Genomic DNA, 11,939 nt, shown 5'->3' on the forward strand with positions numbered 1-11,939 from the left:
TGGGGCGTCGCTCGTCCATATCTCCCCTCTCGGTGTGCCGGGCACAGGTCGACCTCCCCGAACGCGGAACACAATCGCCCGGTGAGGGCTCGAATCTACGCCATGGTGCCTGCGCGTGCAGACATTATCGACAAAATGCGGTCGGCTCACGGGATACCGCGTTCCGATGATGGGGGAAACTGTGTGCCGTCGGCCTTGTTTCGGATCTCGTTCGCGGCATCGCGGTCGATTTCGTCCATAATGGCGGCCGCATCCAGCCATGACGTGCGCGCCGCTTCAGGGTCGCCTCCAGCGCTGCTCGCGTCTCCCATGCCGTCCAGGGTCCGCGCCTCGTTCGGGCGGTGGCGGATCCGGCGGTAGATGTCGAGGCACTGGCCGAAGTACGCGAGCGCCGCCGAGTGGTCACCGAGGCGCCCGTGGATGCACGCGATGCTGTCGAGGTCGGCAGCCTCGTTGTTCTCGTCATTCAATCGGCGATGGATGTCGAGGGCCTGGAGGCAGTAGGGGAGTCCCGCCGACGGGGCCCCGAGTTCGGCCAGACTCCACCCCAGGCCGTTCAACGCATCGCCCAGGCTGCTCTGGTCATCGGTCTGTCGGAACCCTTCGAGGGCCCTTCGGTAGGCGGGGACGGCATCACCGTGCCTGCCGCCGTACGAGAGCGCGACAGCGTGCACATAGTGGCTCTCCGTGGACGATCGCAGATCGGGGTCTGGTCCCAAGACGGTCAGGGACCGCTCGGCGAACTCCGCGGATTCCTCGAAGCGGCCTGTCCGGCGCAGGGAGATGGCCAACTGCCGAAGGAAGTGAGCGGTGCGGACCGCAGGTGTGGAGGGGGATAGGGCGTCGATGATGTGCCGGAGCATGTCCGCGCACTCGGCCGACCTCCCCTGTCGCCACAGGGGCTCGGTGATCGCCTCCGCGATGATGCACGCCTCACTGACCTGCTCGTGGTCGGCGGCGTAGGTGGCGGCCGTCACGAGTGCGTCGAAATCGGGGTCGGTCCACCGTTCGGACTCCGACGCCGTTGGTGCGCTCCGCTCGGCGAAGTATCGGATCAGCCTCTCGTTGCCCTGCTCGCCGGCCCGGCCGAAGTGCCCGGCGCGGTGGAGCGATACCGCGTAGTCGCGGAGAAGATCGTGCATGCGGAACCGGCCGTCGGCATCCTTGTGCACGAGATGGAGATCGCGCAGGCGGCGGAGCCGCCTGTCGGCGGCCGTCGTGCTGAAGAGGGCTTCGGCCGCCCTGACATCCAGGCGCCGTACCGGAGCTGCGCCGAATAGGACGAATGCCTCTTGGAGGGCGGGGTCGAGCCTCTCGTACGTCCAGGAGAAGACCGTCCTCATGCTGGAGCGGGGCTCGTCGAGATCGAGGAGATCGAGCCTTCCCTCGGCTTCAGAGAGCCCTGAGGTGAACGATGACAGGGGGTCGTCCGGATACAGGCGCAGGTGCGCGGCCAATATCGTGATGGCCAGGGGGATTCCGCCGCACACCCGAAGAAGGATCTCCGTCGCTTCGGGGGAGGAGGCCATGCGTTCCTCGCCGAGGTGGGCCGCGAAGAGTTCACGGGCCTCAGAGTCCGAGAGCGGCTTCAGTCGGATGTGGACGACCTTCCTCCGGGGCATCTGTACGGCCATCAATCCGCCCAACGGGCGGCGGCTCGTTATGATTGTGACCTGATTCCCGCTGCGCGGAACGAGCGGGAGGACGCTTTCGCCGTCCGGGGCGTTGTCGAGGACGATGATGAGCCTTCGGGCCTCTGCGGCCCTGAGGAACCGCATGCGGCGCCCTTCGCGGCTCTCTCCTGCGGTCGTTCGCGCCTCGCCGAGCTGCTCCAAGAGCGCCATAGTGACATTGTCGGTGGACACCGGGTTTCCGGGGGAGAACCCGTGCATGTCGACGATCAGGCGTCCGTCAGGGAAGTACTTCGCCCATGCGTGGGCGCATCGGATGGCCAGACACGTCTTCCCGACCCCGGGTCCACCGGTGATGAGCGCGATGCCGTGGTGCGTCCTCTGGGTCAGAGGAGCGTGTTGCGCGCTCGATACGAAATGGCCCACATCGGCAGGGAGCCAGTCGGTCTGGAGCGGCGTCGGGCACTGCCGCACATCCTCTTCGCCCGGCGTTGGAGGCTGGGCCTCACAGGTAGTGGGTTCATTCGGCATGACCGGAGTCTGCCCATAAGCAGGGACCGGGCCGCGCCTGTAATCGTCTTGGCGAGGTCAGGGCAGGTCGGTGATCCCGTCCGTGCCGACGGGGCAGCGGCCGTCCTCGAGCAGCAGGCGCAGCAGCGCCTCCGCGAACTCCTCCGGATGGGCCGTGTAGCCGAGGTGGCCGCCCGGGAGTTCGGTGGACGGGTGGGCGACCAGGTCGCCCAGCCGCTCTGCCGGGCGGGCCGGGAGGCGGCCGCGGGTGGCCGCCCCGTGGGCCGGGACGAGGCGGCCGGAGGCCCGCAGGGCCTCGGTGTCGGGGACGAAGCGGGTGAACCGCGGGACGATCCGGTCCAGGAAGAACGGCATCCCGGCGTGCATGCGGGCCATCGCCTCCGGGCCGGGCGGGCGTGCCGGGGCCTCCGCGGGGGCGTCGAAGCCCTCGGCCATCACCGCGATGGCGGCTTCCACGCCTCCGGACCGGAAGGCCCGGTGGACCTCGTCGAACATGCGGCGGTGCCGGTCGGCGTCCGGCAGCACCTCGACCACCGGGGGCTCGTGGGCGACCGTGCGCCGCACCCGGTCGGGGCGGTGCGCCGTGAGAGCCAGCGCGGTGATCGCCCCGGAGCTGGACCCGAACACGGACGCGGGGGCGTCCGGCGAGAGCAGGTCGATGAGCCGCAGGGCGTCGTCTGCGTGCTCCTCGACGCTCTGCTCTGCGTCGGGGTCGTCGAGGGGGCTGCGCGGGGCGCCGCGCGGTTCGAGGACGGCGACGGTGAAGTGCGCGGCCAGCCGCTCGGCCATCCCGTCGAACGGCTCGCCGACCCCGGACCCGCCGGGGAGCATCAGGAGCAGGGGGCCCTCCCCGCGGGTCTCGTAGTGCAGCGCCGCGCCGGGGACGCGGAGCGTGCCGGTGGAGGGCTCGTCCATGGTGACGACTCCTGTTGACTGTCGTGGGTGCAGGTGGTCCGGACACGACGAATCCCCTGAGCGGGAGTGGTGCGCTCCACCCAGGGGAGGACGTGCCGGATCGGAACCCTAGTGCGCGGGGCCGTCGCGTTCCACGGGTTTTCCGGGGGAGGAACCCACGTTCCTACAGGCCGTGCTTCCGGTAGACCATCCGCTCGACCGCCGTGCGGGGCAACACCCGCCGCAGGGCGAACACGAGGGGCGCGTTGCTGCCGACCGCGTACAACGGCTTGGGGCGGGGCGCCTCGATCGCCTTGACCACGGTTGCGGCGACGTCCCCGGCCCGGATGCCCTTCGCCTCGTTGGCGTTCAGGGCCGTGAGCATCGTCCGGTACTCCTTTGCATAGGGGGAGTCGGCGGCGATGTACTGGGTGCGGCGCTCGCTGATGCCGGTGTTGATGGAGCCCGGCTCGACCGTGGTCACGCCGACGCCGTAGGGCGCCAGCTCGCGCCGGGCGGCGTTGGCGAAGCCCTTCAGCGCCGCCTTGGAGGCCACGTAGGAGGAGCGGAAGGCCAGCGGGAAACTCGCCAGCATCGAACCGACCATCACGACGCGACCGCAGCGCCGGTCGCGCATGCCGGGGAGGACGAGCTGGGTCAGCCGCACCGCGCCGATGACGTTCACCTGGAACAGGCGCTCCAAGGCGACGCGGGGCAGCTCCTCGATGGGGCCGCTCTGGCTCTCCCCGGCGTTGTTGACCAGGACGTCGACCTCACCGGCGGCCTCGGCACACGCCGAGATCGACGCATCGTCGGCCAGGTCGAGCGCGAGGTACTCCACACCGGGAACGGGGTCGGACACGGCGCCGGGGTCGCGGCTGGTACCGAAGACGCGGTAGCCGCGTGCGACGAGGAGGCGGGCGACCGCCTTGCCGATGCCGGATGAGGCGCCCGTGACGAGGGCTGTTCTCTGGAGGGGCATGGCCCCTCAGCCTAGACCGTCGATGAGGCCCGCCGCAGGGGTCCTGCGGCGGGCGGAGGCGGGTCGGGCTCAGGCCCTGGAGGCGGACGCTTGCCAGCGTTCCGCCATGCTGACTCTCCGCCCGACCGTCGCTGAGGACCTGCTCCGGCCCGTTGAGTGGGAGAGCCGGACACCTCGGCATGGCTGGGGGAGACGGGGACGGCGTGGCACACCCGGGCCCTGTCCGCCCCCGATGTGGAACACCTCACCGCGCTGCACACGGTGGACGGAGCGACAGGCACCGGGGAAGGGCGCTCAGACCGCGCCGGCGACAGGGCGGTGGAGCTGCGCCGGATCGTGGTCGCCTCCGCTCATCGCGGGACCGGGCGAGGGCGCGAGCTGCTGGAGGCCGTTCCTGCCTGGGCGTACGAGCGGCGAGGTGCGCGGGGCGTGTGGTCGGACGTGTCGGACGTGAAGGCCGACAACCGCCGCGCGCGCTCACTGTACGAAGCGTCGGGGTTCGTGGTCCGCGAGCGCCGGGAGAACGCGGGGACCGGCCCCGACGGAACCGCATTCGGCCTCGTGGCCATGGACCACCGGCCCGCCTGAGGGGCGGTGCGGCGGCGTCCTCGGCATGCGCGGGGATCAGGGCCGCCCGCGCCCCCCGCCGTCGTCCCCCTCGCCGTCCGGCCCGTCGTCCTCGCCCCCGCCCGGCTCCGGGGCGCCGCCGTCCGTGTCCCCGTCCTGCGGGACCGGCCCCCCGCCCCGGCGTTCGGCGTCGCGCCGGGCGTAGGTCAACAGGCCCACGACCAGGAGGATGATTCCGACCGGGACCGCCACCGCCGCGACGATGGAGACCAGCCAGGCCAGCCAGGACAGTCCGAGATCCTCCACGGCGGACACCCCCTCGCCCGGTCCCCCTGGTCTACCCCGGCGGCGGCCGGGCGGAACGCGCCCGCCCGGCCCGCACCGGTCAGGCGTTGCCGGTGGCCTCGGCCGTCAGCCGCATGGACCGCAGCCGCGCCTCGTCGTCCCCCGCCTGGAAGGCGACGATCAGCTCGTCCGCCTGCGCGTGCGCGGCGAAGTCGCGCAGGTACGCCGCGACCTCCCCCGGGTCGCCCACGGCCGAGTAGGTGCGCATCTGGTCGATGTGCCGCCCGGCGGGAGAGGCGAGCGCCGCGTCGGCCTCCTCGGGGGTGAGGGTGCGTCCGCGGGCCAGGAGCTGGGCCGCCATCCGGCGCCGCGCCTGCTGGGCCTGCTCCCGGGCCTCCTCGCCGGTCTTCGCCGCCGTCACGTTGACCCCGGCGATGACGTGGGGCTCCGACAGCTGCTCGGAGGGGGTGAACTCGCGCCGGTAGAGCGCGACGGCCTCCTCCAGCGCCCCGGGGGCGAAGTGGGAGGCGAAGGAGTAGGGCAGGCCCAGGGCGGCGGCCAGCCCGGCGCCGAACAGCGACGAGCCGAGGATGTAGAGCGGCACGTCGGTGCCCTTGCCCGGGGTGGCGTCGACCCCGGCGATGACGGAGTTCCCGGTCAGGTAGCCCTTCAGCTCGACCACGTCGTCGGGGAAGGTGTCGGCCGAGGAGGGGTCCCGGCGCAGCGCGCGCATGGTCTTCTGGTCGCTGCCGGGGGCGCGGCCCAGGCCCAGGTCGATCCGGCCCGGGTGCAGGGTCTCCAGGGTGCCGAACTGCTCGGCGATGGTGAGCGGGGCGTGGTTGGGCAGCATCACGCCGCCCGCGCCGAGCCGGATGCGGCGGGTGTGCGCCGCGATGTGCGCGATGAGCACGCTGGTGGCCGAGGAGGCGATGGTGGCCATGTTGTGGTGCTCGGCGTACCAGATCCGCCGGTATCCCAGCTCGTCGGCGCCTTGGGCCAGTGCGACGCTGGCCTCCAGGCTCTCCCGCGGGGTGCCCCCCTCGGGGATGTGCGCCAGGTCGAGGATGGAGAGCGGGAGTGGTTCGGACACGGCGGGCGGCCTTTCTCCGAGGATGTGGTCGGGCGGGGCCGCCGCCGGAGGGACCGGCGCGGCCGGGCGGCCGCGTGGGCCGCCTATCGCCCAACCGACCGTCCGGCCTCCTTATTTCGCGGCCGGGGGTCCCGTGCGTCACTCCGGCGCGGGGGCGCCGGCCGGGGTGCCGGGGGCCCGGCGCGCGGGGACCACGGCGACGGCCTCGGCCTCGATGACGGCGCCCGGTCGGAACAGGGCGCTCACCGCGACGGTGGTGCTGGTGGGCGGGGTCCCGGGGAAGCGGCGGCGCCGGGCGGCTGCGTAGGCGGGCAGGGCGTCCATGTCGGTGATGAAGGTGCGGATGTTGAGGACGTCGGCGAGGGTGCCGCCTTCGGCGCGGACGACGGCTTCGAGGGCGTCGAGGACCGCTTCGGACTGGGCGGCCATGTCGCCGGGGGCGGTGACCGAGCCGTCCGGGGCGACGGCGACCTGACCGGAGACCATGAGCAGCGTCCCGGCGGCACCCAACGGGACCCGGGCGACCTGCGAGTAGGGGCCTGCGGGCGGCGGCGCGCCTTCGGGGTCGGCGAGTTCGGCCTTCATCTCGGCCTTCATGAGGGGGCTCACTCCGATACGGGTGGAGGCGGTGGGCGGTTGATAGGCGGCTGATCCGCACGCAGGCGCCTGAGAAGCGCGGGGCGCCTGCGCTGGCTGCGGAGTCGGCGATGAGCAGGACGGCGCCTTCGATAAGGCGTCTTCGATCGCGGGGCGATGGTGATGAGGGGCGCGCGTGCGCGCCCCTTCACGCGGTGGCCGCCGCCCCCTTCAGCAGGGCCGACAGGTCCGCGTCCTCGATCGACGGATCGGCGGTGAGCGCGGCCCCCACGGCTTCGAGGAGCGGCAGGTGCGCGGCCCCGGTCGCCAGGCGCACGTCCTTGGCGGCCAGCCGGACGGCGAAGTCGGCCTCGCGCGACGTCGCCCGCGCCAGCGCACCGGCCATGGGAGTGGCCGCCATCGCCTCGGCGGCGCGCCCCCGCGGCACCCCGAGGGCGTCGGCGAGCTCCATGGCCTCCGCGACCACGGCGACGCCGCCGATCAGCGCGTTGATGAGCACGAGCTTGAGCGCGGCCCCGGACCCGAGCGGGCCGCACTCGCGCACGTTCCCCAGTGCCTCCAGGACCGGGCGGACCCTTTCCACCGGGCCTCCGGCCAGGACGGACAGCGCCCCCTGGGCGGCGCGGTCGACGCTCCCCATGACGGGGGCGTCGACCAGGTGCGCCCCTTCGGGCAGGCGGGCGGCGAGCCCGTGTACGGCCTTCGGCCCGATCCCCGACATCTCGACGAGGACCGACCCCGGCGCGAGCGCGGGCAGCAGGGCGTCGGCGACCTCCGCGACCGCCCCGGGCCCGGAGAGCATGGTGATGACGGTGTCCGCGCCGTCGGCGGCCTCGGCGGGGGAGGCGGCGACGCGGGCGCCCTCGGCGGCCAGGGGCTCGGCCCTGGCCGCGGTGCGGTTCCAGACGGTCAGGTGGGCGCCCTGGGCGAGTAGGCGCCGGGCCATCGGCAGGCCCATCGCGCCCAGGCCGAGGAAGGCGATGCGGGCGGAGGGCGTCGTGTGTGAATCGGACATGCCGCTCACGCTAGGGGGCCGTGAGCGATGTGACCAGCGAATGTCTAGCATGGGAGCCATGCTGGATCCTCATGGCGTGTCATTGGCCGGGCTGGCGGTGTTCTGCGAGGCGGCCCGGACCGGGTCGCTGACCGCGGCGGCCGAGCGCCTCGGCTACACCCAGTCGGCCGTCTCGCGGCAGATCGCGGCCCTGGAGCGGCAGGCGGGTGCGCCGCTGTTCGACCGGCTGGCCCGGGGGGTCGGACCCACCGCCGAGGGCCGCGCCCTGCTCGGCCACGCCGAGGCGGTGCTCGGCCGTCTCGACGAGGCCCGCCGCGACCTGCGTGCCCTGCGTGAACTGGACGGGGGCCGCCTGCGCGCGGGGGCCTTCCCCACCGCCAACATCGGCCTGGTGCCCCGGGCGCTCGCGGCGCTGCGCACGCGGCATCCGGGGGTCGACGCGACCGCGGAGGAGGCGCGGACCCCGGAACTGGAGCGGCGGCTGGGGGAGGGGGAGGTGGACATCGCGGTGGTGAGTTCGACGGCGGGGCGCGAGCCGCGCGGGGTGCGGCTGGTCCATCTGCTGGACGAGGGGATGTACGTCGCGGTCGCCGCGGGGCACCGCCTTGCGGGACGTGACGGGGTCGGCATGGCCGACATCGAGGGCGAGGTGTGGATCGCGGGCAGGCGCTCCCCGGAGGGGACCCTGCTGGCGCCGCTCGCCGAGCGCGGACTGCGCCCGCAGGTGGGGCATGTCGTGGCCGAATGGGTGGCCAAGGCCGGATACGTGGCGGCGGGCCTGGGGGCGACCCTGGTCCCGGCACTGGCGGCGGAGAGCTTCCGCCGGATGGCCGGTGATGTGGCGCTGGTGCCGTTGGAGCAGGGCGACGTGCCTGCGCGGGCGGTCTACGCGGCGACGGCGGAGGGGAGGACCCCGTCCCCCGCGGCGCAGGAGTTCGAGAGGGCGCTGACGGCCGCGGCGCGCCGTGTGGACGCCGCCCCGGGATGAGCAGGGGAGGGCATCGGCGTCGGCCTTGCCGATGGTGTCGGGGGATGGGCCCTCACCCCCGCCCGGGACCGCCCCGCACCCGCCGTCGCCGCCTTTCCGGTTCGCGAACGGTGTGTTGTCACCCACCGGGCGACGAACGGCCCTATCGGCATGATTCCCGGATATAACACTCACATAGTGTCGACTTTAGGATGCGCAGCGTAACCTTGGCTGGGCCGCCGGAAACCGGCCGAGAAGCGGGGGGAAGGCGGGTGCGCAGGCTCGGGCTGGGCCCCCGGGGTGATCGGGGGACCGTGCGGGCGCCGTTCCTCCGTGGTTCCCCCGGTGTCCACCGGGGCGGGAGTCGGCCGGGAGAGAATGCGGCCCGTCCGCCGCCCGCCCTTCCGGAGAGGACGACCGCATGCCCGCGACATCCCCCAGACCGAGCCCGGACACGCCGCCCGACCGCGCCACCGGGAACGGGACCGCCTCCGAACGCGCCCTTGGACACCGCGCCCGCCGTTCCCCGAGGCGTCGGGAACGGTGCCCGTCCGGCCGCCCCGGGAGGGCCGTCGGGATCCTCCTCGCGGCCGGGCTGCCCCTGGCGATGCTGGCCGGCGCCGCCGCCCCGGCACCGCCCGCCGAAGCGGCCCCCGCCCCGCCCCTGGCCGGTCTCTACGACAACCGCGGCATCTCCGACGACTCCGACCCCGGCGCCGCCGACCTCGACGGCCGGGGCCGCAGCCTGTCCGCGCAGGCGCTCCAGCGCGCCGGGTGGGGCCCCGGGCAGGACCTCACCCTGCACGGCACCCGCCTGGCCATGCCCGACACCCGTCCGGGCGAGCCCGACAACGTCGTGGCCGACGGCCAGCGCGTCCCGCTGCGCGGCAAGGCCGAGGCCGTCACCCTCCTCGCCGCCGCCACCGGGGGCGACGCCGAAGGCGAGGGGCGCATCGTCTACGCCGACGGCACCCGCGCCGACTTCACCGCCACCGCCCCCGACTGGGAGACCGGCCCGCTCACCACCAAGGCCGTCGAACTCGACCACGCCAACACCGGCGGCGGCACCACCGGCGCCCCCGTCCGGCTGTACGCGGTGACCGTGCCGGTCGACCGCGACCGCCCGCTGGCCCGCATCGAGCTGCCCACGGTGTCCGGCGGTGCCCGCATGCACGTCTTCGATGTGGCGGCCCGGCCCGTCGAGCGGGGGTGGACCGGAACCTGGTCCGCCTCCACCTCCGGCTACGCCGCCGTGGGCCCCTGGGAGGACCAGACGCTGCGCCTGGTCGTCCGCTCCAGCGCAGGCGGCCCCGGGGCCCGTATCCGCCTGGACAACACCTTCGCGGCCCGGCCCGTCGACATCGGCGCGGTCTCGGTGGCCCTGCAGGGCGAGGGGGCCGCCGCCGACGGAGCGCCCGTCCCGGTCCCGTTCGGCGGGGAGCGCTCGGTGACCCTGCCCGCGGGCGGCCAGGCCACCTCCGACCCGGTCGCCTTCGACGTGCCCGCCGGGGCCCGCCTCGCGGTCAGCATCCACCTGCCCGGCCGCGTCGTGGCCGCGCCCGTGCACACCGCCAACACCGGCGACAACTACGCCTCGGAGCCCGGCGCCGGAGACCTGACCGGGACGGCGTCGGGGGAGCCCTTCATCCGCCCGGTCGACTCCTGGCCCTTCCTCGCCGGCATCGACGTGCCGGGGAACACCGGATCGGTCGTGGCCCTGGGCGACTCCATCACCGACGGCGTCGGCACCACCCCCGGCACCGACCGCCGGTGGCCCGACGTGCTGTCCGACCGCCTCCGGGAGCAGAGCCGGGTGCCCCGGTACGGGGTGCTCAACCAGGGCATCTCCGCCAACCGGGTGGTGACCGACCGCTACGGGGGCGACGGGGTCAGCAGCGACACCGGCGGCGTGGCCGCCGTCAACCGGCTGGACCGCGACGTGTTCGCGCAGACCGGCGCCCGCACCGTGGTTCTCTTCCAGGGCGTCAACGACGTACGGGCGGGGACCACCCCCGACGAGCTGGCCGCCGGACTGGAGGAGGTGGCCGACCGCGCCCGCGCCCACGGGCTGCGGGTCGTGGCCGCCACCATCGCCCCCTGCAAGGGGTGGAGCGACTGCACCGAGGAGGTCGACCGCGACCGGCGGAGGGTGAACGCCTTCATCCGCGGGGGCGCGGACGGGCCTTTCGACGCGGTACTCGACTTCGACGCGGTGCTGCGCGACCCCGCCGACCCGGCGCGGCTGCTGCCCGAGTACGACTCCGGCGACCATCTGCACCCGGGCGATGCGGGCCTGCGTGCGGTGGCGGAGTCGATCGACCTCGCGGTCCTCGGCGGCCGGGGGCCCGACCGGGCCTGACGCGCCGTCCGCCCGCGGCCGGACGGACGGCGGAGGGAGGAACGACGGAGACGAGAGCGGCGGCCCGCACCCTCGGGGTGCGGGCCGCCGTGGGCCGGGAACCGGCCTCTAGCTGAAGTCCTTCAGGATCGCGCTCAGGAAGCGGGCCGTCTCCGAGGCCGGGGCCGCGTCCACGCACAGGCGGTCCATGACCACCATGTACTTGTCGGTCTCCTCCGGCTTGTCGAAGTACACCGCGCTCGCCAGCTGCTCCAGGTACACCACGTCGGGCAGGTCGCCGCCGGTGAAGCGCAGGATCGAGAACGGCCCGCCCGCCGCCGCGTGCCCGCCCTTGGCGAACGGCACGATCTGCAGCGTCACGTTGGGCAGCGTGGACAGCTCGATCAGGTGCTCGATCTGTCTGCGCATCGCCCCGGTGCCGCCGAGCGGGCGGCGCAGCGCGGCCTCGTCCACGACCGCCCAGAACTTGGGCGCCTCCGGCCCGGTCAGCCGCTGCTGGCGCTTCATCCGCAGCGCCACGCGGCGGTCGACCTCCTCCTCGGCGGCCTCGCCGTGGCCGAGCATCACCACCGCCCGCGCGTACTCCTCCGACTGCAGCAGCCCCGGAACGAACTGCAGCTCGTAGGTGCGGATGATGGAGGCGGCCTCCTCCAGGCCGACGTAGACCTCGAACCAGCTCGGCAGCACGTCGCTGTACTTGTGCCACCAGCCGGGCGAGTTGGCCTGCCGGGCCAGGCCCAGCAGGCTCTCCCGCTCGTCGGGGTCGGTGACGCCGTACAGGGTGAGCAGGTCCGCCACGTCGCGCTCCTTGAAGCTGACCTGGCCCAGCTCCAGACGGCTGATCTTGGCGTGGGAGGCGCGGATCTCGTATCCGGCGTCCTCCCGGGAGATCCCTTTGAGAGTGCGCAGCCGCCGCAGCTGCGTGCCGAGCAGGATCCTCAGGACGGTGGGGCCGCCGTGCGGCCGTGCGAGGACGTTCGCGGCGGGGGACGCCTCTGATCGCGCTGCTTGCATCTGCCCT

11 protein-coding genes are annotated in these 11,939 nt (G+C 73.8%); 3 read left to right on the forward strand and 8 right to left on the reverse strand.

Annotated elements, in window-relative coordinates:
* Positions 1-146 precede the first annotated feature (146 nt).
* The 3 genes from D476_RS0127820 to D476_RS0127830 all read right to left on the reverse strand — a co-directional run bounded on the left by D476_RS0127820 (position 147) and on the right by D476_RS0127830 (position 4,038).
* Positions 147-2,162, reverse strand: coding sequence for a tetratricopeptide repeat protein (locus D476_RS0127820; RefSeq protein WP_083939669.1), 2,016 nt, complete (start codon positions 2,160-2,162; stop codon positions 147-149).
* A 57-nt stretch (positions 2,163-2,219) separates the two neighbouring features.
* Positions 2,220-3,077: an alpha/beta fold hydrolase gene (locus D476_RS0127825; RefSeq protein WP_017627169.1), complete on the reverse strand. Its 858-nt coding sequence runs from the start codon at positions 3,075-3,077 to the stop codon at positions 2,220-2,222.
* A gap of 163 nt (positions 3,078-3,240) precedes the next feature.
* A complete protein-coding gene (locus D476_RS0127830) occupies positions 3,241-4,038 on the reverse strand; it encodes an SDR family oxidoreductase (protein WP_017627170.1) in 798 nt (265 codons plus the stop codon).
* A 156-nt stretch (positions 4,039-4,194) separates the two neighbouring features.
* Between D476_RS0127830 and D476_RS34810 the strand changes: the two genes are divergently transcribed.
* Positions 4,195-4,626 carry a GNAT family N-acetyltransferase gene (locus D476_RS34810; protein WP_017627171.1) on the forward strand — a complete coding sequence of 144 codons (432 nt, stop codon included), beginning with the start codon at positions 4,195-4,197 and terminating at the stop codon, positions 4,624-4,626.
* 36 nt (positions 4,627-4,662) lie between these two features.
* Here D476_RS34810 and D476_RS0127840 read toward each other — a convergent pair whose 3' ends face one another.
* From D476_RS0127840 to D476_RS0127855, 4 genes are all read right to left on the reverse strand, one after another.
* The gene (locus tag D476_RS0127840; protein WP_152529455.1) at positions 4,663-4,911 is read right to left on the reverse strand and encodes a hypothetical protein; all 249 of its coding nucleotides are present in this window, start codon (positions 4,909-4,911) and stop codon (positions 4,663-4,665) included.
* Between the two features lie 79 nt (positions 4,912-4,990).
* Positions 4,991-5,980 (reverse strand): LLM class flavin-dependent oxidoreductase, encoded by a 990-nt coding sequence (locus D476_RS0127845; RefSeq protein WP_017627173.1) that lies wholly within the window; start codon positions 5,978-5,980, stop codon positions 4,991-4,993.
* A gap of 138 nt (positions 5,981-6,118) precedes the next feature.
* The gene (locus D476_RS0127850) at positions 6,119-6,577 is read right to left on the reverse strand and encodes a RidA family protein (RefSeq protein ID WP_017627174.1); all 459 of its coding nucleotides are present in this window, start codon (positions 6,575-6,577) and stop codon (positions 6,119-6,121) included.
* A 187-nt stretch (positions 6,578-6,764) separates the two neighbouring features.
* Complete coding sequence (locus D476_RS0127855) at positions 6,765-7,592, reverse strand: NAD(P)-dependent oxidoreductase (RefSeq protein ID WP_017627175.1); 828 nt, start codon at positions 7,590-7,592, stop codon at positions 6,765-6,767.
* Positions 7,593-7,650: 58 nt separating this feature from the next.
* On the opposite strand from D476_RS0127855, the gene D476_RS0127860 reads away from it, so the two are divergent.
* Both D476_RS0127860 and D476_RS0127865 read left to right on the forward strand, forming a co-directional pair.
* Entirely contained in the window at positions 7,651-8,580 is a 930-nt protein-coding gene (locus D476_RS0127860; RefSeq protein WP_239648844.1) for a LysR family transcriptional regulator, read from the forward strand.
* Positions 8,581-8,980: 400 nt separating this feature from the next.
* Positions 8,981-10,918, forward strand: coding sequence for an SGNH/GDSL hydrolase family protein (locus D476_RS0127865; RefSeq protein WP_239648845.1), 1,938 nt, complete (start codon positions 8,981-8,983; stop codon positions 10,916-10,918).
* Between the two features lie 108 nt (positions 10,919-11,026).
* On the opposite strand, the gene D476_RS0127870 is transcribed toward D476_RS0127865, so the two are convergent.
* Positions 11,027-11,932: a helix-turn-helix domain-containing protein gene (locus D476_RS0127870; protein ID WP_026123930.1), complete on the reverse strand. Its 906-nt coding sequence runs from the start codon at positions 11,930-11,932 to the stop codon at positions 11,027-11,029.
* Positions 11,933-11,939 lie beyond the last annotated feature (7 nt).

This window comes from Nocardiopsis chromatogenes YIM 90109 (assembly GCF_000341185.1).
Classification (GTDB): domain Bacteria; phylum Actinomycetota; class Actinomycetes; order Streptosporangiales; family Streptosporangiaceae; genus Nocardiopsis_A; species Nocardiopsis_A chromatogenes.

Coding starts and splice junctions, on each gene's coding strand:
- D476_RS0127860 (WP_239648844.1), top strand. CDS start 7,651: ATGCTGGATCCTCATGGCGTGTCATTGGCCGGGCTGGCGGTGTTCTGC.
- D476_RS0127850 (WP_017627174.1), bottom strand. CDS start 6,577: ATGAAGGCCGAGATGAAGGCCGAACTCGCCGACCCCGAAGGCGCGCCG.
- D476_RS0127865 (WP_239648845.1), top strand. CDS start 8,981: ATGCCCGCGACATCCCCCAGACCGAGCCCGGACACGCCGCCCGACCGC.
- D476_RS0127820 (WP_083939669.1), bottom strand. CDS start 2,162: ATGCCGAATGAACCCACTACCTGTGAGGCCCAGCCTCCAACGCCGGGC.
- D476_RS0127830 (WP_017627170.1), bottom strand. CDS start 4,038: ATGCCCCTCCAGAGAACAGCCCTCGTCACGGGCGCCTCATCCGGCATC.
- D476_RS0127855 (WP_017627175.1), bottom strand. CDS start 7,592: ATGTCCGATTCACACACGACGCCCTCCGCCCGCATCGCCTTCCTCGGC.
- D476_RS0127825 (WP_017627169.1), bottom strand. CDS start 3,077: ATGGACGAGCCCTCCACCGGCACGCTCCGCGTCCCCGGCGCGGCGCTG.
- D476_RS0127870 (WP_026123930.1), bottom strand. CDS start 11,932: ATGCAAGCAGCGCGATCAGAGGCGTCCCCCGCCGCGAACGTCCTCGCA.